Raw genomic sequence first — 19424 nt, forward strand, 5'->3', positions numbered from 1 at the left:
GCGAAATCCCGCCGCTCCGGGAATCGGTGCCATGTTTCCGGCTGCATGTTTCCGGCGCCTGGCAGATCTGCCCCTGGATGAATCGGGTGCGGTCGAAAAGACTGGCGTTGTCCCGATCGTCCGTCAAGGGAAGGGAATGGATCCCATGTCCTGGAGTTCCTGGGAGACACGGCGCCGACACGCCGTCACGTGGGGCCGGCACGCCTTCGGCACCACCCCCTCGCGCGACGCCCGGCGCCTCGCGTGCGCGTGGCTCGCGGCCCACGACTGCGACGGCGAGGTCATCGCGTGTGCCGGGCTCGTCGTGGCGGAACTGGCCGCCAACTCCGCCGAACACGGCGGGCGCCTGGACGCGCTGTGCCTCGACGTCTTCCCTTCGCAGCCCCGCGCTCCGGGCAGCCTGATCGTCGGCGTCTACGACCTCGGCCGGGACCACCCCTTCCACGCGGGCGGGCGCCGGCTCCCCGGCGAGGGGCTGCGGGAGCGGGGGCGCGGCCTCGGCATCGTCGCCGCCCTCAGCCTGGAGTGCGGGGCGGCCCGGCTCCACGACGGCCACCAGCACGTCTGGTGCCGTCTGGCCGTGCCCCCTCGCAAGGCGGCCGGGCTCGGTGGCGGCCCCGGAGTGCACGGCGGCGGCTGATCCGCCGTCACGGCCCCGGAGGCGGGTGCGCCCGCCTCCGGGCCGCTTCACCGGGACGGCTCCTGCGCGACGGCCTTCACGTCGTCCGTCCGAACCGGCCTCTGGCCACGCACACCATCGAGAACCCGCCGAGGACCAGCAGCGCGGCTCCCAGGAGCGGGTTCGCCCTCCCGTACAGGGACTGGCTGATCGTGTCGTAGAGGAAGTGCGCCAGCGCGAACGGCCAGAGGACCCTGTACCGGCGGTAGACGAACAGGAGGCCTCCCGCCCAGATCACGGCCTGGGCCAGGAACTGGACGCCGTAGTACAGGTGGAAGGGCAGCCGCAGGGCGACCAGGACCGCCAGCTGGGCCGGCCACGGCCACCGCATGCGGGCCATGACGGCGACCGGGAGGGCGAGCAGCAGGGCTTCCTCCACGACTCCGGCCGTCGCGGACCAGAGCAGGATCCTGCCCGTGCTCATGCCGGTGTTCAGGACCTCCGACGCCTTCGCGGATTCCGGCTGCGGGAGGAGGGCGAGGACGGCGAAGGCGATCCGCATCACCAGATAGGCCGCGGCCACCGCCACCAGGGAGCCGACGGAGAACGCCTCCTTCCTCGGCGGAAGCCCCAGCTCGGACCGGCTCAGCCCGAGCCGTCGACGGCCGACGAGGAAGGCGACCGCCGCCACGAGGACTCCGGAGTAGACCAATCCGTCGTAGACGTCGACGAACCAGCCGGGAAGCCGGTCCGCCCGCCCGGCCAGCGTGTAGACGGCCGCCACCGTGGCGGCGCCGAAGGCGGCCAGGTAGCCGAGTCCCACCAGGCTCCAGGCCTGGACGGACCACCGCGGTCCGGGCCGGCCCGTGGGTGCCGGGTTTCCGTTGGCACAGCGATTCATCACGGCTCTCCGGCTGGGTGCAGGGTGAATTTCCCGAGTGGACGTCATGTTTTCACCGCCGCGCCGGAGGCAGCCAGGCGCAGGAATGCCACCGGGCCGCAAGAACCCGCCACCGTTCCCGGCAGCACGATCGGCTGCGGGAAAACCGCAGGAATCGTGCGGGTTTCCACCGATGCCCCGCGTTCGTCCGCCGATGACGATCGGTTCGACGGTTCTCGCAAAACCGAAAGCCGAAATCCGAAAGCCGAGAACCGAGAACCGAGAAGCGAGAGACGACAGTCGGAAGACGGGGCCAGGCCCCAGGAGAGGACGTTCCCATGCCACCGGCCCGTTCCCGCACGTTCCCACCGCCCGGCCGCACCGGCGTCGAGCACCTCGTGCGACGCCGTCCCGTGCGACGCCGCCTCGCCCCGATCGTGGCCGTGGGCGCGGTCGCCGCGGTCCTGTCCCAGGTCCAGCCCCCGCCGGCGCAGGCCGCCGCCCGAGCGGACGGGCACCGGCCGGTCGTCTTCGTCCACGGGTGGAGCGGCAACCCGTCGACGTTCGACGACATGAAGAAGTACTTCCGCAGCGCCGGCTACACCGAGGACGAGCTCTTCGCCTGGGGCTACGACTCGATCAGGAAGGGGAACGAGGAGATCGCGGGAGAGCTCCGGAAGGTCGTCGAGGAGAAGGCGAGGACCTCGCCCGACGGGAAGGTCGACCTCGTCGCCCATTCCATGGGCGGCCTGTCCACCCTCTGGTACCTGCGGAAGACGGGCGGCAGCCCCCTGGTCGCCCACTGGGCGGGCATCGCCTCCCCGGTCCACGGGACCGCGGTGGCCGTCTACGGTGCCGAGATGGCCGAAGGGTCCGCCTTCGTCCGGAAGCTGAACGAGGGCGAGGACGATCCGGCCGGGTCTGTACCGGGCCCGACCCGGTACGCCACCTTCCGTTCGAACGTGGGCGAGGGCCGGACCAACGAACTGCCGGGCTACTACTGCGACGGGATCGTCGGCGGCGTGCCCAGCAGCAGCCCGGTGCGGGCGGGCACGACCTCGGCCGTCAACGGCGCGACCAACGTGGTGACGCCCTGTCTGGGGCACAACGAGATCCACCGGGACGCGTGGGTGGCCGACAAGGTCATGGACTTCCTCGCCTCCCCCTACGAGGGCGTGACCCCGCGCCGGGGGAACACGTACTGCGGCGACGCGTACGACTACGAGGGCCGGGACGGCCTGGTGGAATCGCGCGTCCAGAACTGCCTGGAGACGGACGGCAAGGGCAGGGTCCGCGCGCTCACCCGCGTCCGGAACTGCTCCTACAAGTGGGGCGGCGTCTGGTACACCTCCAAGAGCAGCTACACGTGCCTTCCCGAGCAGTCCCACACCGTCACGTACAAGGGCGCGGTGGTGTCGTCGGGAAGCGTCTCCGACACCACGGTGGAACGCGCCGGCGAGTTCCACGGCGACTGGGTGCGGCTGCCGGGGAGCGGGACGTACTCGCTGTCCGTCGAGTACCGGCAGAAGGGCCCGTACTGGGGTGCCGGACCGACGAGGAGCGGCCGGTTCTCGCTGGATATCCCGGCGTCGTAGCGGTGGTGGTTCGTCAGCGAGCGCAGCGGCAGCGGTTCTTAAAGACCTCTTAGGAAAACTCCGTATCACTGTGTCATGCACACAGACACTTATGCGTCACCCCTCGCGCGCCCCGCCCGCCGCCACGTCCCGCGTTCCGTCCTCGTCCTGGCGGTGGCCACCGCGCTGCTCTCCGGAACCGCGGCGAGCGCCGTCACCGACGGCTCCGCCCAGCGGGTGCGGATCCACGGCGGGCGCGTCGACGTGCCCGTCCGCGGCGGCACGGCCACCATCGACACCGCCACCCTGCGGACCGAGGCCCGCACCGGCGACGGGCGGACGGTCCTGCTCTCCGCTGCCACCGCCTCCGGGCTGGGCCGGGCGAGCGCCCCGGCCAGGACGGCGGACGGCGCCGGCTGGTCGTACCCGGAGGCGGGCCTGCGGGCCGACGTGCGCGCCGACCACGGCCGGCTGCTGGTCACCCTCACCGCCACCGGCGCCGACACCTCGGTGCGCTGGCCGGTGACCGCCGCCGATCCGGCCGCCGGCGCGATCCAGTTCCCGCGCGGCGAGGGGCTGTCCGTGCCCGTCGACGACCCGTTCTGGAACTCCCCCGACGGCGCGCTCGTCGGCGAGGCGCAGGAGCTGGACTCCCAGCTGTCCATGCCCGTGTGGGGCTACACGCTGCGCACCGGCCGGGCCGGCGCCGGCTACATCGTCCCCACCGACATCGGCACCTCGCTGACGTTCGCCTCCCAGGACGGGCGGCTGCGGGCCACCGCCGAGCACGGGTTCGCCGCCGGGAACGGCACCGGTGCGTACACCGTGGTCCTCTCCCTCACCGACGGCTCCCCGGTGGCCCCGGCCGCGGACTACCGCGACTGGCGCGCCGAGCACGGGCAACTCGGCAGCCTGGCCGAGAAGATCCGGAAGAACCCGCAGACCGCGAAGCTGCTCGGCGCCTTCCACGCCTACGCCTGGGGCGGCGCCCGCCGGCCCGCCTACCTCGACAAGCTCAAGGCGCTCGGCGTCTCCCGGCTCTGGCTCGGCTACGACTCGGACGACGCCCCGATGACCGGCGCCGACGTCAGGGCCGCCGAGGCCGACGGCTACCTCGCCGGCCCGTACGACTCCTTCGCCGACGGCCAGCAGAAGACCGAGGACTCCTCCCCCAACACCGTGTGGCCGGACAACGTCTACCCCCGCTTCTGCGTCGCCAGGGCCGACGGGACGCCGCAGCCCGGCTTCCGCAACAAGGGCTGCTACCTGAGCTCCCAGGCCTTCGAGCAGGCCGAGCCGCAGCACCACTACCTCGCCGCCCGCACCCGCTCGCTGGTCGCCAACGGAGCCGGCAGCTACTTCCTGGACGTGGACGCGGCGGGCGAGCTCTTCCGGGACCACGACCCCGCCCACGCGATGACCATGGCCGAGGACCGCGCCAACCGCCTCGCCCGGATGCGGCGCCTGACGGACGGCTCCTACGACACGTCCGCGCGGCCGCTGGTGCTCGGCTCGGAATCGGCCGGCGCCTGGGCCAACCAGGTGCTGGCCTTCGACCACGGCGCGGCGACCCCGGTGGACGGACGGCTGTGGGCCATGGAGACCGGACACTTCGACAACCGGCCGCAGGACCCCAAGGACGACGCCGCCTGGGGCGGCTACATGCCCGAAGGGGCCGCCGCCACCTTCTTCAAGCCGGTGCGCACCGCGGACTTCAAGCCCGAGCACCAGGCCCGGGTGGCCGCCGCCCTCAAGGCGATGTACGACCCGCGCTACCGGGTGCCGCTGTACGAGACGGCGCTGCACGGTTCGCTGGTCAACGCCGAACGGTGGGAGCTGCCCTTCGGGAAGCTGCCGGAGCAGAAGACGACGCGCGCGCTGCTGGCCCTGCTCTCCAACACCCCGCTCAACTTCGTGCTCAGCGACAAGGACCCGCGCGACGCGCAGAACCTGCGTGAACTGGCCGCCCTGCAGCAGTACTTCGCCCCGCTGCACCAGGCGGCCGGCACCGAGCCGCTGACCTCCTTCCGCTGGCTGACCGAGGACCACCTGGTGCAGCGGACCGTCTTCGGCGACAGCACGCTGACCGTCACCGCCAACTTCGGCACCACCACGCACGACGGCCTGCCGGGCGGCTGCGTGGACGCCGCCCTGCGCGGGCGGCCGGGCAGCCGGCTGTGCCCGGCCGACGTCGTCTCCTGACGGCAGGACGGGGGGACGGCAGGACAGGGGGACGGCGGGCGCTCACGCGCCGCGGCGTTCCCCCGGGAGCGGGATGGCGGCCCGCACGGTGGTACCGCACCCGGCGCCGTCGGAGGTGAGGGAGAACGTCCCGCCGTACGCCTCGCACCGCCAGCGCATCCCCTCCACCCCGTACCCCGGTCCGGGTGTCGGGGAGGTGTGCGCGAGGCCGCGCCCGTCGTCGGTGACGGACAGCACGACGTGATGGTGACGGTACGCCAGGGACACCCGCACCCGTTCCGCGTCCGCGTGCTTGACCACGTTGCCGAGGGCCTCCTGCACGACGCGGTAGGCGGCCAGGCACGCCTCCTCGTCCGCCGACGGCGCCGCCCCGAGCCGCTCGCCCTGGACGTCGACGTCCACGATCAGGCCGTTCTCGGCCGCCACCCGCGCGGCCAGCGAGCGGACCGTCTCGGCCAGGCCCAGTCCGCGCAGGGCCACCGGGTGGAGGGTGGCGACGATGCTGCGGAGCACGGCGGCCAGTTCGTCGAGCCGGCCCACGGCCGTCCGGGCGGAGCGCCGCAGCGCCTGCGGGTCCTCCTCGGCGAGGGCCGCGTCGAGCTGGCGGCGGGTGAGGGCCAGGAGCTGGAGCACCTCGTCGTGGAGCTCCCCGGCGATGAGCCCCGCGTAGTGCTCCTGGCGGCCGATCAGGGCCCGGGCCCGGCCCTGGCCGAGCAGCGTCCTCGCCTCGGGCCAGGCCCGTACCGCGTACACCGCCGCCGCCGGCAGGAGGACCAGCGCCGGGTACGCCGCCTCGGCGTGGAACAGCCGGCCGGCGGCCAGGGCGGCGAACCCGCAGGCCACCATGCTCAGCAGCACGCGGACCCTCGGCATCGCGCGGACCATGACCGCCAGGGCGCCGGTGGCCGAGGCGACGGCGAGGGCGGCGACGGGCCGCACGGGCAGCGGTTCCTGCGTGAGGGCGTCCGCCGCGTAGGCGACCGCACCGAGGAGTGCCAGCGCCAGGCACAGGTTGCGCACGGGGCCGAGGACGTGCGGCCGGTGGATCGCCGGGCGCCCGCGGGGGCCGCTACCCACGGGCCCCAGGGGACCCGTGGGACCCCGGCGGCCCGTCGAGCAGGCCGCTGCGCCGGGCGTGGGCGACGAGGTCGGCCCGGGTGACCAGGCCGAGCCGGTTGCGCAGCGCGGCCCGCAGGCTCTCCACGGTGCGCACGCTCAGCGTCAGGTGTGCGGCGACCTCGCGGTTGGTGTGGCCGTCGGCCAGCAGCGCCAGCACCTGCCCCTCGCGCGGGCTCAACGCCCGCGGGGACACCGGGACATGTGCCGTGTCCGCCCCGAGCGGGGGCTGGACGTAGCTGCCGCCGGCGGCCACCGTGCGTGCGGCCAGGAGCAGTTCGGGGACGGACGTGCTCTTCGACAGGTAGCCCGACGCCCCCGCGGCCAGGGCCCCGCGCACGAGCGCCGCGTCCTCGTACATGCTGTGCACGAGGATCCCCGTCCTCGGGGCGGCCGCGCGCAGTTCGGGAATGGCCGACTGCACCGGGCCGGACGCCAGCACCATGTCCAGGACGAGGAGGTCGGGCCGGCGCGTCCGCACGAGGTCGATCGCCTCGGGTCCGGCCGCGGCCTCCCCGACCACGACGAATCCCTCGGGTTCCAGGAGCGCCCGGGTGCCGGCTCGCACGGTCAGGTGGTCGTCGACCAGGACGACGGTCACGGGAGTGTTCACGGGGGCGGTCGCGGGGACGGTCGCGGGGACGGTCATCAACCGGCTTTTCGTGGACATCGCATGGGAATACCGGCTCCTTTGTGCGGGGACGGAACGCCTTCCACCCTCCGATACGCGGCAACCACTGTCAACCATTCCCGCGAACGGTTGCCGGAAGGTTGCGACACGAACTCATGGCGGGGCGGAACCTGCACACTGCGGGAAATCCGCAAGAACACTGCGGCATTTCCCGGATGTGCTCGCGGGCGGGGCGCTGGGATTCTCGCAGTGTCCGGCTCCCGCCCCGATGTCACCGGCGGGACCACCAAGTACACCGGATCCGAACCGAATTGGAGAAGCACGTGGCCCTCGACCTTCCCCGTCTCCCCCGCCTCCCCCGTCTCCCCCGCGCGGCGCTCGTGGTCACCGGGACGGCGGCGCTGCTGTCCCCGCTGGCCGTGGGCACGGCGGCGGCCGCGGAGAGCGCAGCCCCGTCCCTGAGCGTCATGGCGTTCAACGTGGAGCAGCTGCCCTCCATCACCGAGCTCGCCGGCACCCCGGGCAGCGACCGCCGCGCGGAGCGGCGCGAGGCCGCCGCCGCGGTCATCAAGCGGGAGAACACCGACGTCGTCGTGCTGGACGAGGCGTTCAACAAGTACGCCCAGGCGATGCGCGCCATGGAGCTGAAGGAGGTCTACCCGTACCAGACGAGCCTGGTCGGCGAATACTGCAGCGGCTCCGGCCGGTGGACGAGTTACGAGGGGAATTGCAGCAACTCGCCGTTCGTCGTCAACGGAGGCGTGACGCTCCTCAGCAAGTACCCGATCCTGGAGTCCCACCAGCTCGTGTACCGGAACTCCGACTCCAAGACCTCCGACTACAAGTCCAACAAGGGCGCGGCGCTGGCGCGCCTGTCGGTGAACGGGCAGTCGGTGTGGGTCGCGGGGACCCACCTCCAGGCCGACGAGGAGGGGAGCAGCCCGGTCGGGAACACGCGCAAGGTCCGTCTCGAACAGCTCAAGGAGCTGCGGGCCTGGGCCTCGGGGAAGGCCGGGGGCGCACCCGTCGTGGTCGCGGGCGACTTCAACGTCGAGTACTACACCACGGACCCGAAGAACGGTCACGCGCCCGGGGCGGGCGTCAGCGGTGAGGTCGCGAAGGCGAACGAGGCGCTCGGCGGGGTCCTCGCGACGCCGGGCACCACCGGCTACACCTACGACATGGTCGACAACCCGCGCGCCGGGCTGCGCGACGACAAGGACAACGGCTACGCCAAGTACCGCAACCGGCTGGACTACATCGGCTACATCAAGGGGACGGGCGCCCAGCCCTCCTTCTCCGAGGAGCGGATCGTCGGCTACGACGGGCTCCGCAAGGGCGGTGACCCCCTGGCCGAGATCCCCTCCGACCACCAGCCGATCGTCTCCCGCGTGACCGTCGGCCGCTGAACGCCCACCGCCCCGATCGCCGACGGACGGCGGCCGTTCCCCCGGGCTTCGTTTCCCGACGTCCCGAAGCGCGGAGAACGGCCGCGTCACGTGCCGCCGGATCCTGCGGCAGGGTGGCCGAGGGTCGGTCAGCGCGTGGTCCACGGGTGCCAGGACGCGGCGTCGCCGCCCCGCTGCCAGATGGTCCCGTACTTCGACCGGCCGACCCCGCCCTCGGTGGCGATCCACGAGTAGTCGGAGTTCGAGTTGAAGTCGACGAACTTGCCGTCCTTCCGCATCACCAGGAGGGAGGCGTCGGAGGCCCCGAGGACCGAGGCGATGCCGCTGGCGCTGGTGTACGTCGACAGGGCCCCGCGCTCGTAGACGCTCTTGAACTCCTGCGGGGCGATCCTGGTCGCGTACTTCTCGACCTTGCCGAGGAGTTCCTTCGCGGCGATCACCGCCTGGGCGCTCCTGGAGCCGGTGCTGCCGGTGGCGCTCATCAGTGTGCCCGCGACCTTCGCGAACGTGACGAGGTCGGCCACGGTGGAGATCTTCGCCGGCAGGGTGGCCGCGGTGGAGACCGCCTTGATCTCCCCGATGCCGACGGCCATCAGGGCCAGGTCCGCCGCCAGGTCGGCGGCGACCCAGGCCTTGTTCGCCGTGGCGAGCACGTACACGTCCTGGTCGGAGTCGTTCGCCACGTGCATGGTGCTGCCGCTGGCGACCGCCTGCGCCGTGACGGCCGAGGAACGTGCGGGCGCGGCGGCGGCAGCAGAGGCTCCTGCCCCCGCGACCACTCCGGCCAGGGCTGCCACTGCGATGATGCGCTGAAGGTTCCGGGCGGGTTCGATTCGCATTGCCGTCTCCTTTCTCGATGTTTCTCGATGTGCGGAATCCCCCCGGGAAGAACGGATCTGATTCCCGATCGGAATCGATGCGATCCGCTGGGGCGACACGGCACATCCTTCGGAATCCGTTCCCCTGCCGCCAGAAGCAGACATGCCAACGCCCCGCAAGATCCTGCTGGGCGCCCGCCCGGCTCAGGTGTGCGGTCCGGAGGCGTCGAGGGTGGCGAGCAGGTCGCGGGCGCGGGCGGTTTCGGGGGCGTCGAGGTCCTCGAAGACGGCGAGTGCCCGCTGGAGGTGTGCGCGGGCGGTGCGGGAGCGGCCGGTGGCGTGCAGGCAGCGGGCGAGGCCGAAGAGGGCTCCGGCCTCGGCGTGGACGTCGCCCGCGGCGAGGGCGGTGTCGAGGGCCTCCTGGAGCACGCCGGCGGCCCGGTCGTACTGGTGGAGGGCCTCGTGCACCTCGGCGATGTTGTGCAGGGCCAGGCCAAGGCCGTTGGGGTCCTCGTCCTCGCGGTGCATGGCCAGTTTCCGCAGCAGGTAGGCGAGCGACTCCTCGGGCCGGCCGAGCTCCCACAGGCAGATCGCGATGCTGTTGAGGACCGCGGCCTCCCGTTTGCGGTCGCCGGCGCGGGTGGCGGCGTCGAGGCCCTGGAGGGCGTGGCCGAGGCCGGCCTCCAGGTCGCCCGCCTCGGCGGCGGCGCGGGCGAGGTTGCTCAGGGTAGCCGCCTCGCCGCTCACGTCGCCGAGGACGCGCCGCACCTGGAGGGCGCGGGTGAGGTGGGCGGCGGCGTGGTCGGGCCGGCCGAGGGCGGCCAGGCAGATGCCCAGGTTGTTGCGCACCCAGGCCTCGCCGGCCAGGTGGCCGGTGGCGAGGGCGGCCTCCAGCGCCAGTTCGTGGATGTGCTCGTGCTCCCGCCACTGGCAGCGCAGGTGCAGGTAGGTCGACAGCGCGGTCGCCAGGCGCCAGGCGAGGTCGCCGCCGCCCGGCACCCCGGCGACCGCCGGTGCGGCGGCCTTTTCGGCGAGTGCGGCGGCCTTCTCGGCGGCGGCCAGCAGGTTGGCGTGCTCGGCGTCGCACCAGGCCATGGCGTCGGCGCTGCCCTCGAAGGCCGGGGGCGAGGCGGCGGCGAGGGCGGGGTCCGGCGCCAGGGCGTAGCGGGAGGGCACGATCCGGTCGGCGGCGGCGTCGGCGCCGGCCAGGTACCACGCGAGGACGCGGCCGGTGGCGGTGCGTTCCTCGTCCCGGTCCGGGCGGGCGCATCCGGCGGCGTAGGCGTGGAGGAGGTCGTGCAGGGCGTAGCGTCCGGGGGTCTTCTGCTGGAGCAGGTGTTCGTCCTGGAGCCGTTCCAGCAGCAGTTCGGTTCCGGGTTCGTCGAGGCCGGCCAGGGCCGCCGCGGCTCCGGGGGTGAAGTCCTGGCCGGGGTTGAGCGGCAGGAGGCGGAACAGGCGCTGCGCGGCCAGGGGCAGGCCCTCGTAGGAGAGGTCGAAGACGCCGCGCAGTGATTGTCGTGAGGTGGCGACGGAGTCGACGCCGTGGGTGTGCAGTTTGCTCAGCAGGTAGGCGAGGGTCCAGGTGGGGCGCGAGCGCAGGCGGGCGGCGGTGAGCGAGACCGCGAGGGGCAGGTGACCGCAGGCGGCGACGATCGCGGCGGCCGCTTCGGGTTCGGCCGCGGTGCGTTCGGGTCCGGCGATGCGGGCGAACAGGGCGAGGGCCTCGGCGGGGTCGAACACGTCGAGCCGGGTCGCGGTGGCGCCGTCGAGGCCGAGCAGGCTGCGGCGGCTGGTGACGACGACCAGGCTGGACGGGCAGGCCGGGATGAGCGGGCGGACCTGGTCCTCGTCGGCGGCGTTGTCCAGGACGATCAGCGCGGCCCGGCCGTCGAGGCGGTCGCGGAACATGGCCGCGCGGGCGTCGAGGCCGTCGGGGATGCGCTGGGCGGGCACCTCCAGGTGGCGCAGGAAGGCGTCCAGGACGGCCGCCGGATCGGCCGGGGGCAGTTCGGGGTCGAATCCGCGCAGGTTGACGTAGAGCTGCATGTCCCGGTAGCGGCCGGCGCGGACCAGTTCGTGGGCGGCGTGGACGGCCAGTTGGGTCTTGCCGACCCCGGCCATGCCCTCGATCGCCGAGATCACGACGGTCGTCGCGGCGTTGCCGCCGGGGCCGGCCGCCGCGAGCAGGGCGGCGAGTTCGCGTCCGCGCCCGGTGAACGTGGCGAGGTCGGCGGGCAGTTGGCGGAAGACCCCGGCGGTGCCGCCGGTCTTGGCCCCGGCGTGCACCCTGATGCAGGCCGCCCGCCAGCGTTCCGTGCCGGCGTCGTCGACGCCCAGGGCGCGGACGATGCCCACGAGCAGGTCGAGGTCGAGGCGGCGGCGCCCGGCTTTGAAGGCGTCGACGACCGTGGTCGCCGACACCGTCCGCGCGGGCCGCAGCAGCGGCCCCACCCGGCCGGCCAGCACCCGGTAGGACGGCTGTCCGGCCCAGGCCCGCAACTCGCCGAGCAGGCCGATGAGTTCGGCGAGGTCCTCCGCCCGGCCCGGATCCGGCGCCCCTGCCCCTGCCCCGCGTGTTTCCACCAGCGCTGCACCCCCCGGTGACGTCCCCTGTCGCTGTCCGGACAAGCGTACGGCGCACGCCCCGTGGAGACGCGGTGATCACGCAACTCGCGGACGGGAGGCGGATCCTGCGCGGCCGATGACGCGAAGACGGGCGGCAGGATTTTGCGGAGCATCGGCTTCCACGCGGCTGGTGATGCCGGACACGGCAGCAGGAAGATGACTCACGGCCAGGAAGGACGACGAAAAGGAGAACCCTGGCCGGCCGGGCCCCGCCGGCCGCGGTGAAGGTCATTCAGAACCCCTTGCGCCAACCTCTGACGAGCGATCTCGAAAGGACGAGAAATGAACGACAGGAGCAGCCGCATTCGAAACGTCCGCCGCGCCACGGCGGCGGCCGCGCTGGCCGCCGTGCTGTCCGGGGCGACCCTCTCCCTGGCCCCCGCTGCCACCGCGAGGACCTCGGCCACGGCAGGGGTGCGGGTTCAGGCGGCCTCGGAGTCGAGCGCCCTGTCCGCGACGGTGCAGGTGACGAACGTCAGCGGAAGGACCATGTACGTCATCGCCGGCCCGAACGCGGACTGGCTCGCGGCGGACTTCGTGGCGGACCTCGCCCTCATGGCCAACGGGATCGGGGAGATCAAGGGCGCCGTGACGGCCGGCCGGCTGCCGGAGACCATCCGGACGGTCAAGGACCTGCGGGCGTTCATAGGGGTGTCCGGCGAACTGCTCATGGGCACCGTGGCCACGGGCTCCAGGAGCGCCGAGGCGGTCGCGGCCGCGGGCGAGCTCCTCGGCAAGGCCAGGAAGCACGCCATCACGATCGAGCCGGGGAAGAGCGCGAACGTCTTCGACAGGTCGCTCCTGGACATCATCCTTTCCCCCAGTGGCATCGCCTCCATCTTCGGCGCGTCCGATGTCTCGCTCAGCGCGTTCGACGACGACGGCAACATCCTGAACGGGAACGTGAGTTCCAACAGCAATGTGTACCTCGATGCCAGTGGGTTTTCCCCGGACACCAGGACAGACGTCGAGAATCCCTATGTTCCCGGGGACAGCTTCTTCCTGTGAGCCTCGCGTTCAGGGGTGCCCCGGTGCCCGTCGGCCGGCTGTCCGACGACGTGCCCGGCCGCGCGCAGGGCCGCCGTCGCGGCGGCGAGGCGGGCGACGGGGACCAGGACGAGGTCGGCGTGGAAGGTGGAGGCGGTGAAGACCGGGATCCCGGCCGCCGCCAGCGGGGTCAGCAACGCTGCCAGCATCCCGGGCACGTCGAGCCCGTGGGCCGTCTGCCCGCCGTAGAACGCGGCCCAGCGCTCCGCGCCCTCGCCCTCGCCCTCGCCCGCACCCCCGGCGTCGGCATCGGCGTCGGCATCGCCCTCGCCCCCGGCGTCGGCGTCGGCGTCGGCGGGCCGGACGACGGTCAGGCCCTCGGGGGCGCGGACCAGGGCGAGCCAGTCGCCGCCGGGCACCGGGGCGCCGGGGCCGTGCTGCTCGACGATGAACTCACCCGGAAGGACGGCGAGTTGCTGCGGTACGGCTGCATTCACCCGGCCAGCGTAGGCCCAGCCGCAGCCATGATCAACCGCAGGCGGTCGCGGCGCGGCGTACGGCCGGTCGGCGCAGCGCGGAGCCGCCCGTCGGGGGCCGGGCCGGGTGGCGTGCCTATCGTGGCGTGGTGACCGATCATCGGGCCGTCCGGCCTGCTGCCGCCCGGGCGGGCTACCTGCCGGCCGCTTTCGCGTTCGCCGTGGCCATGGCCGGGACCACCCTGCCCACGCCCCTGTACGGGCTGTACCGGGAGCGGATCGGCTTCTCGGAGCTGACGGTGACGGTCGTGTTCGCCGTCTACGCCTTCGGTGTCATCGGTGTCCTGCTGCTGGTCGGCAACGTCTCGGACACCGTGGGGCGCCGGCCCGTCCTGCTGTGCGGGCTGGGCTTCGCGGCCTGCAGCGCCGTCGTGTTCCTGGCCGCGGACAGCGTGGCGCTGCTCTGTCTCGGGCGGCTGCTGTCGGGGCTGTCGGCGGGCCTGTTCACCGGCACGGCCACCGCGTACGTGCTGGAGCTCGCCCCGGCGCGGCACCGGGGACGCGCGGGCTTCGCCGCGACCGCCGCCAACATGGGCGGGCTCGGCTGCGGCCCCCTGCTGTCGGGGCTGCTGTCGCAGTACGCGCCCCGGCCCCTGGTGCTGCCGTTCGTGGTGCACCTGGTGCTGCTCGCCGCCTCGTTCGCCCTCGTGCTGACGCTGCCGGAGACCGTCGCCGGCACCCGGCCGCTGCGCACCGCCCGGCCCCAGCGGGCCGAGCTGACGCCGGAGGTCCGGCGGGTGTTCGTCCCGGCCGGGCTCGCCGCGTTCGCCGGGTTCTCCCTGCTGGGGGTGTTCACGTCGGTCAGCCCCGCCTTCCTCGCCGAGGCGTTGGACGTCCACAACCGGGCCGTCGTCGGGCTCGTCGTCTTCGCGGCCTTCCTCGCCTCCACGCTCGGCCAGCTCCTCGTCCCCCGTCTGGGCACCGCGCGGGCCATCCCGCTGGGCTGCCTGGTGCTGATCGCCGGGCTGGCGCTGCTGGCGGGCTCGCTCGCTTGGGCCGTCCTGGCCCTGCTGGTGCTCGCCGCGCTGGTGGGCGGCGCCGGCCAGGGCATGGGGCTGCGCGGCGCGGTGGGCGAGGTCGCCGCCGCGAGCCCCGCCGAGCACCGCGGCGGCGCGCTCTCGGCGCTGTTCGTCGTCGCCTACTTCGGCATCTCGGTCCCCGTCATCGGCGTCGGCCTGCTCACCGGGCCGCTCGGCCTGGCCCACGCCGGCCTGGTCTTCGCCGCCTGCATGGCCCTGCTGGCCGCCGCCTCCGGCGCCTACCTGCTGCGCCGGGCGGACGCCGGGGCCTGAGCGCCCGTCACCGGCCCAGGTGGACGGCCAGCGACTCGATCGTGCGCCGGCGCATGGTCATCATCGCCACCGACGAACCGTCCGCGAAGTGGAGCCGGAAGCGCGCCATCGCCTGCGTCCTCGGCCGGCGCTCGGCCCGTGCCACCCGGGCCCGGGGCGCGGTCCAGAGCAGGCGGCCGGGCTTGCGGAGGTCCGGGCCCGCCTCGACGAAGGCGACCCGGCGGTCGGTGACCGTCAGCAGCCCGGCCTTCCCCAGGGCCGTCCCGGTGGGGAAGGCCGCCGCCGTGCTGCCCCCTCCCCCGGCCACCGCGCCGATGCGCGCGAGCGCCGACCCGAACGGCACCGGGTCGGCCCCCAGCGCCCCGACCCCGGCCACCGGGACCACCTTCGCCACGTCCAGCAAGGCCTCGCCCGGCCCCAGCAGCGGCTCCACGGCCTGGCGGTAACGGTTGATCGTCTTCTCGGTCACCCCGGCAGGGTAGTGGCGACGGGTCAGGACCCGGTCGCGAGGGTGTGCCCGAGCAGGGACATCGCGTCGGGCAGCACCCGGCGCCAGAAGCCGTCCGTGTGCAGGCCGTCGGGGAAGTGCGCCTCGCGGGCGCGGGCCTGACGGGCGACCTCGCGGGCGGCGGGGCAGAACGGGTCCTCCTGGCCGCACCACACGCCGAGGGCGCCGGTCTGCATCCCGTCGAGGCGCAGCGCCGGCTCGTGGGCCTGCCAGTCCGTCTCGTCGGCGTAGCCGCCGGTGGTGCGGGCGTCCGCCCAGGTGCGGAAGACGGCCGGGCTGAGCAGCGCGACGGCGTCGAGGTTGCGGCCGGCGTGCGTGCGGCCGATCGCGTACTGCAGGGCGCCGGAGCCGCCCATCGAGATGCCCATCGCGGCGCGCGGCGTGGGCAGTTGGCGGGCGTGCAGCCAGCCCGGGAGTTCCTCGCGGAGCATCATCTGCGGGTCGTCGCCGTCGCCGGGGGTGTGCTGGTGCCAGTACGTGGCGTCCCCGCCGTCCACCGCGACGACGGCGAACGGCGGCACGCCGGCCTTGACCGCCACGGCGAGGAACTGCGGCACACCCAGGGTCACCATGCCCTGGGCGTCGTTCCCGCGCCCGTGCAGCAGCACGCACACCGGCAGGTCGGTGCTCGCCGTGGCGCCGGGCGGGAGCATGGTCACCATCGTGACGTTCCGGCCGCGCGCCGCCGAGCGGACCTGCTCAACGTGCACCGCCCCCGGCGCCGCGTCGGGCACGGAGCCATCCGTGCCGGTCATGCCCAGCGCCTTCTTCAGCGCCACCCCGCCGGGCAGCCACCCGGCGAGCATCCCGCCCGCGGCACCGGCCCCCAGCAGGGCCCCGCCGCCCGCGACGCCGGCCCCGATCCGCAGCAGGCGCCGCCGGGACACTGCGGGGCCGGCGGGCTGCGCCGGGGGCTGCTCGGGCCGCTCGGGCTGCCCGGTGGCGCTGTCGGTGTGCGTGGTCATGTCTGCTGGCCTTTCGCCGTGCGGTCGTTCGGGTGCGGCCACGGTCGGCGCGCGGCGGTCCACCGCAGCGACATGTGCACGTTTCCCCCGGTCAGGCCGGTACGGGCGACCGGCCACCGTAGGTGACGAGGGATCGGACCGCGCGGTTCCGCCCTTCGGTTACGCGGTCGGCGGCGACCTTGTCCCTCAGGAATTCAACATTCCACGGAAAGGCAGGTCTGGGGAATTTTCCCCGTATGCGCGACTATCGACCTGAATAGGTTTTCCGGGACCGGCACAAGAGCGATCCAGCGCAGCATCCCCCCAGGTCAAGGTCATTATGATGCTATGTCACTTACCTGTCATTCAGTCCGGAAAAGTGTCTCTTGCGGCACGTCTGTCCGTCAATTGCAGCTGGTCGGACGCATTTTGACGGAAGGCTTGCCCACCGTTGCCCCCGCTGTTTCAATGCTGGATGTCGATGCGGGCGTTCCCGTCGCGCTCGACGGCCGACAGCGTAATTTTCCCGGCGCCATCCATCGCACAAGGGGGAACCACATGCGCACAGTTCGAGCTGCCCTGCTGGCCGGAGCGATGCTCGCGGCAACGGTTGCGGTCGCGGCCCCGGCCCAGGCGTCCTCCCGCTGCAGCCCGATGAACGGCTACGGCGAGCAGATCTGCGTCGACGGCGTGTCCTACAACCGTGCGGAGGACGTCTCCACGGTCTTCTTCACGCTCCGCGGGCCCTGGACCGACTACCGGGTCTACATGAACGGCACGTCCGACCTCTACTACCCCGGCTCGCACGCGTTCGGCATCAACGGCCACCTGAACACCAGCGTATGTGTGTCCGAGTCGACGTACGGGTGGGAGTGTGTCTGAGCCGACCGGCGGGTTCGCCGGAATCCGCCACTGAGGGAGGGGCCGGGGCGACGTCTCCCGGCCCTTCTCACTGCCCTGGGCAATCCGGGTACTCCGGGTGCCGCACGAAGCGCAGGTCCTGCGGCCGTACGTGCTCGCGCGGTCCCGCCGCGCGCAGCACCACGTCCAGCACACGTGCCGGGTCGGCGGCGTACGCGTGCGAGAACCACGCCATGTTGGCCTCCACCACGGCCCAGCGGTGGCCCGGGCGGTAGGGGTCGAGCAGTTGTCCGACGTCCAGGACGACGGCGCTCGGCAGGGTGGGCCCGGCCACGGCGACCAGTCGGGCGACGAACTCGGCCAGCTCCGCGGCGGCGGGGTCCGGGCCGAGCGGTCGCGGGTCGAGGCGGCCGAACACCGCGTACCGGCTCGCCGTGGCAATCCGCCCGTCCAGCAGGAACAGCCGGTACTCGGCCGCGAACGTCACCACCTCGGAGAGCAGCACCGGTGTCGCGGGGTCCAGGCCGGCGGGCAGGCGGGAGCCGTCGGCGTAGACGTCCGCCGGGAAGGACTTGTCCCGCGGCGGCTTGACGAACGTCGGCCGGTCCAGCGCCCACGCGTCCGCGAGGGTCGCCGCCCTGACGTCCCGGCGGGTGAACTCCTCCGGCAGCTCGGCGAGCCAGTCGTCGGCCGGTTCGAGCAGCGCGAACCCGAGCCGCTCCGCCAGCCGCGCACCCGCGAGCGGCCCGCCGTACCAGTGCACCGGTCCCGCCACCGGTCCCGCGTCCGGGCCCGCCTCCTCCGCCGCCAGGACCCGCATCCCCCGGCCGGCCGCCTCGACGGCCAGCAGCTCCATCGTCGACGTCCGCCGCCCCGGCATGACCAGCACCGCGCTCCTCCTCCGCTTCGCAAAGCCGTCAGGCTAGCCCCGTCACGCCCCAGGCCGCAGCCGGGTTTCGGGCGAGATGACCGGCGCCGCTCCGGGGGCGGACGGTGGGACGATCGCGTCACAGCAGGAGCGCCCCCACGACGGCCGCCGCCGCGACGGCGAGGAGGCCCACCACGTTGACCGCGATGTCCGTGCGCAAGGAGCGCTGTTCGGCCGCGCGGTTCAGGGTGAAGACGGCCGGGTCGTCCGGTGTGTAGTGGACGGTGACCTCCCGTCCGTACGCGCCGGCCGGGTCCGGCAGCCCCGAGGTGCAGTGGGCGGTGACGGCCGTGCCCTCGCGGGTGGTGAACGCCACGACCGGCGTGACGGTCGTGAGGGTGCCGCCCTCCGAGTCGGTGCCGACGTCCTTGAGCACCGCGACGATCCGGCCCCCGGCGGCGGCCATCGAGGCCAGCGTCTCGCGGCGGCGGCGCACGTCGCGCACGTTCCCGGGCAGGTGCCAGGCGCCGACGGCGGCCCACGGCCCGCAGAAGCCGGCCAGCGCCCAGGGCCAGCCCCGGTCGACCGCCGTGACGACGACCGCCCCGGCGTAGATCAGGAACACCGCGGTGTTCGGCAGGCCCAGTCCGCGGCCGCCCTCCTGGGGGCGATTGGTGAACCGGTAGGCGTGCGGCCTGCCGCGCGGGTAGTGGACCCCGATCTCGCGGCCCGTCCACGCGGCGGTGATCGCCTCGCCGCGCTCGCCGTCGTTCGTCACGGTGACCTCCCGGGCGGTGTCCGGGTCGCGGTACGAGACGACCACCGGGATGCCGCCGCGCCCGGGGCCTCCGTGCCGGGCCTGCCGCACCACCTCGATCCGGCCCCCGGCCCGGACCGTCCGCCGGGCCCGGCTCACCCCGGCCAGCGACCGCCCGTAGCCGGTCAGCGCCACCGCGCCCAACACCGCGCACCACAGCGCCAGATACCCGTACAACCCCATGCGCCCTCCTCCTGCCGCCCCGGGGACTGCCCCCCTCTACCAGCGTGCCGGGCATCGTCGTACCGGCGATTGTGCCGGTCCGGAGCGGCGGACGACAGGCCTCCGTCCCGCCCGGGAGGGGCGGGACGAAGGCCCGGTGTCACTTCAGGGTCGGCAGCGAGGAGTAGCAGCCGTAGGCGTCCTTGGTGGCCGTGATCATGGCGTCGCCGGTCCGCGGGCCGACGACGCCGTCCTGGTCCAGGCTCGCCCACTTCTGGATGGCCCTGACCGCCCCGTCGGTGTCGGGGCCGAACGAGCCGTCCACGTCGATCGTGTGGTAACCGGTCTGGTAGTGCAGGGAGTTGGAGATCTGCTGGACGCACTTGACGCTGGCGTACGTGTTGCTCTTGCCGTAACCGACCCACAGCGAGCCGGAGTTGGGCACGGCCTGGGCGGTGCCGCCCATGACGCCGGCGGCGACGAGGGCGGTGGTCGCGAACAGGAACGCGCCGCGCCGCCTGATGGAGGTGTTGCTCAAGGAAACCCCAAGAATTGGAATACGAATGATCATCAGA

Annotated in this window: 18 protein-coding genes; 7 read left to right on the top strand and 11 right to left on the bottom strand. The window is 73.4% G+C overall.

Features of this window, described 5'->3' with window-relative positions; all coding sequences use genetic code 11:
* The first annotated feature begins 145 nt into the window (after nucleotides 1-145).
* On the top strand, nucleotides 146-640 hold the full coding sequence (locus ACFV4F_RS26175; protein WP_380505889.1) for an ATP-binding protein: 495 nt from the start codon (nucleotides 146-148) through the stop codon (nucleotides 638-640).
* Between the two features lie 76 nt (nucleotides 641-716).
* Here ACFV4F_RS26175 and ACFV4F_RS26180 read toward each other — a convergent pair whose 3' ends face one another.
* On the bottom strand, nucleotides 717-1520 hold the full coding sequence (locus ACFV4F_RS26180; RefSeq protein ID WP_380505892.1) for a CPBP family intramembrane glutamic endopeptidase: 804 nt from the start codon (nucleotides 1518-1520) through the stop codon (nucleotides 717-719).
* Nucleotides 1521-1837: 317 nt separating this feature from the next.
* On the opposite strand from ACFV4F_RS26180, the gene ACFV4F_RS26185 reads away from it, so the two are divergent.
* Together ACFV4F_RS26185 and ACFV4F_RS26190 are read left to right on the top strand one after the other, a co-directional pair.
* Nucleotides 1838-3094, top strand: a complete 1257-nt coding sequence (locus ACFV4F_RS26185; RefSeq protein ID WP_380505895.1) for an esterase/lipase family protein — start codon at nucleotides 1838-1840, stop codon at nucleotides 3092-3094.
* 75 nt (nucleotides 3095-3169) lie between these two features.
* Nucleotides 3170-5275, top strand: a complete 2106-nt coding sequence (locus tag ACFV4F_RS26190) for a glycoside hydrolase (RefSeq protein ID WP_380505898.1) — start codon at nucleotides 3170-3172, stop codon at nucleotides 5273-5275.
* Nucleotides 5276-5317: 42 nt separating this feature from the next.
* On the opposite strand, the gene ACFV4F_RS26195 is transcribed toward ACFV4F_RS26190, so the two are convergent.
* Entirely contained in the window at nucleotides 5318-6352 is a 1035-nt protein-coding gene (locus ACFV4F_RS26195; RefSeq protein WP_380505901.1) for a sensor histidine kinase, read from the bottom strand.
* Entirely contained in the window at nucleotides 6345-7061 is a 717-nt protein-coding gene (locus ACFV4F_RS26200) for a response regulator (RefSeq protein ID WP_380505904.1), read from the bottom strand. The genes ACFV4F_RS26195 and ACFV4F_RS26200 overlap by 8 nt, the downstream gene beginning before the upstream one ends.
* A gap of 284 nt (nucleotides 7062-7345) precedes the next feature.
* Between ACFV4F_RS26200 and ACFV4F_RS26205 the strand changes: the two genes are divergently transcribed.
* Nucleotides 7346-8431 (top strand): sphingomyelin phosphodiesterase, encoded by a 1086-nt coding sequence (locus tag ACFV4F_RS26205; protein ID WP_380505907.1) that lies wholly within the window; start codon nucleotides 7346-7348, stop codon nucleotides 8429-8431.
* A 128-nt stretch (nucleotides 8432-8559) separates the two neighbouring features.
* On the opposite strand, the gene ACFV4F_RS26210 is transcribed toward ACFV4F_RS26205, so the two are convergent.
* Together ACFV4F_RS26210 and ACFV4F_RS26215 are read right to left on the bottom strand one after the other, a co-directional pair.
* A complete protein-coding gene (locus ACFV4F_RS26210; protein WP_380505910.1) occupies nucleotides 8560-9270 on the bottom strand; it encodes a hypothetical protein in 711 nt (236 codons plus the stop codon).
* 183 nt (nucleotides 9271-9453) lie between these two features.
* Nucleotides 9454-11832, bottom strand: coding sequence for an ATP-binding protein (locus tag ACFV4F_RS26215; RefSeq protein WP_380505913.1), 2379 nt, complete (start codon nucleotides 11830-11832; stop codon nucleotides 9454-9456).
* Between the two features lie 324 nt (nucleotides 11833-12156).
* Between ACFV4F_RS26215 and ACFV4F_RS26220 the strand changes: the two genes are divergently transcribed.
* Nucleotides 12157-12882 (top strand): hypothetical protein, encoded by a 726-nt coding sequence (locus tag ACFV4F_RS26220; RefSeq protein WP_380505915.1) that lies wholly within the window; start codon nucleotides 12157-12159, stop codon nucleotides 12880-12882.
* Here ACFV4F_RS26220 and ACFV4F_RS26225 read toward each other — a convergent pair.
* A complete protein-coding gene (locus ACFV4F_RS26225; protein WP_380505917.1) occupies nucleotides 12852-13358 on the bottom strand; it encodes an ACT domain-containing protein in 507 nt (168 codons plus the stop codon). The genes ACFV4F_RS26220 and ACFV4F_RS26225 overlap by 31 nt on opposite strands.
* Before the next feature lie 125 nt (nucleotides 13359-13483).
* Here ACFV4F_RS26225 and ACFV4F_RS26230 point away from each other — a divergent pair, with 125 nt between their 5' ends.
* Nucleotides 13484-14689, top strand: coding sequence for an MFS transporter (locus ACFV4F_RS26230; protein ID WP_380505920.1), 1206 nt, complete (start codon nucleotides 13484-13486; stop codon nucleotides 14687-14689).
* 7 nt (nucleotides 14690-14696) lie between these two features.
* On the opposite strand, the gene ACFV4F_RS26235 is transcribed toward ACFV4F_RS26230, so the two are convergent.
* Complete coding sequence (locus ACFV4F_RS26235; RefSeq protein WP_380505923.1) at nucleotides 14697-15158, bottom strand: hypothetical protein; 462 nt, start codon at nucleotides 15156-15158, stop codon at nucleotides 14697-14699.
* 23 nt (nucleotides 15159-15181) lie between these two features.
* Nucleotides 15182-16162 carry an alpha/beta hydrolase gene (locus tag ACFV4F_RS26240; RefSeq protein WP_380505926.1) on the bottom strand — a complete coding sequence of 327 codons (981 nt, stop codon included), beginning with the start codon at nucleotides 16160-16162 and terminating at the stop codon, nucleotides 15182-15184.
* A gap of 537 nt (nucleotides 16163-16699) precedes the next feature.
* Between ACFV4F_RS26240 and ACFV4F_RS26245 the strand changes: the two genes are divergently transcribed.
* Nucleotides 16700-17023, top strand: a complete 324-nt coding sequence (locus ACFV4F_RS26245) for a hypothetical protein (RefSeq protein ID WP_380440437.1) — start codon at nucleotides 16700-16702, stop codon at nucleotides 17021-17023.
* 67 nt (nucleotides 17024-17090) lie between these two features.
* Here the strand turns inward: ACFV4F_RS26245 and ACFV4F_RS26250 are convergent, their stop codons facing one another.
* The 3 genes from ACFV4F_RS26250 to ACFV4F_RS26260 all read right to left on the bottom strand — a co-directional run bounded on the left by ACFV4F_RS26250 (nucleotide 17091) and on the right by ACFV4F_RS26260 (nucleotide 19387).
* Nucleotides 17091-17858: an ATP-grasp domain-containing protein gene (locus tag ACFV4F_RS26250; RefSeq protein ID WP_380506017.1), complete on the bottom strand. Its 768-nt coding sequence runs from the start codon at nucleotides 17856-17858 to the stop codon at nucleotides 17091-17093.
* A 151-nt stretch (nucleotides 17859-18009) separates the two neighbouring features.
* Nucleotides 18010-18870 carry a DUF3592 domain-containing protein gene (locus ACFV4F_RS26255; RefSeq protein WP_380505929.1) on the bottom strand — a complete coding sequence of 287 codons (861 nt, stop codon included), beginning with the start codon at nucleotides 18868-18870 and terminating at the stop codon, nucleotides 18010-18012.
* Nucleotides 18871-19009: 139 nt separating this feature from the next.
* On the bottom strand, nucleotides 19010-19387 hold the full coding sequence (locus tag ACFV4F_RS26260; RefSeq protein ID WP_380505932.1) for a peptidoglycan-binding protein: 378 nt from the start codon (nucleotides 19385-19387) through the stop codon (nucleotides 19010-19012).
* Nucleotides 19388-19424: the final 37 nt, after the last annotated feature.

Origin of the sequence: Kitasatospora sp. NPDC059722, assembly GCF_042733235.1 — a bacterium.
Taxonomy (GTDB): Bacteria; Actinomycetota; Actinomycetes; order Streptomycetales; family Streptomycetaceae; genus Kitasatospora.

Excerpts from the sequence above, each read along its gene's own strand:
- ACFV4F_RS26175 (WP_380505889.1), top strand. The coding sequence starts at position 146 with ATGTCCTGGAGTTCCTGGGAGACACGGCGCCGACACGCCGTCACGTGG.
- ACFV4F_RS26180 (WP_380505892.1), bottom strand. The coding sequence starts at position 1,520 with ATGAATCGCTGTGCCAACGGAAACCCGGCACCCACGGGCCGGCCCGGA.
- ACFV4F_RS26185 (WP_380505895.1), top strand. The coding sequence starts at position 1,838 with ATGCCACCGGCCCGTTCCCGCACGTTCCCACCGCCCGGCCGCACCGGC.
- ACFV4F_RS26190 (WP_380505898.1), top strand. The coding sequence starts at position 3,170 with ATGCACACAGACACTTATGCGTCACCCCTCGCGCGCCCCGCCCGCCGC.
- ACFV4F_RS26200 (WP_380505904.1), bottom strand. The coding sequence starts at position 7,061 with ATGTCCACGAAAAGCCGGTTGATGACCGTCCCCGCGACCGTCCCCGCG.
- ACFV4F_RS26210 (WP_380505910.1), bottom strand. The coding sequence starts at position 9,270 with ATGCGAATCGAACCCGCCCGGAACCTTCAGCGCATCATCGCAGTGGCA.
- ACFV4F_RS26220 (WP_380505915.1), top strand. The coding sequence starts at position 12,157 with ATGAACGACAGGAGCAGCCGCATTCGAAACGTCCGCCGCGCCACGGCG.
- ACFV4F_RS26240 (WP_380505926.1), bottom strand. The coding sequence starts at position 16,162 with ATGACCACGCACACCGACAGCGCCACCGGGCAGCCCGAGCGGCCCGAG.
- ACFV4F_RS26245 (WP_380440437.1), top strand. The coding sequence starts at position 16,700 with ATGCGCACAGTTCGAGCTGCCCTGCTGGCCGGAGCGATGCTCGCGGCA.
- ACFV4F_RS26250 (WP_380506017.1), bottom strand. The coding sequence starts at position 17,858 with ATGGAGCTGCTGGCCGTCGAGGCGGCCGGCCGGGGGATGCGGGTCCTG.
- ACFV4F_RS26255 (WP_380505929.1), bottom strand. The coding sequence starts at position 18,870 with ATGGGGTTGTACGGGTATCTGGCGCTGTGGTGCGCGGTGTTGGGCGCG.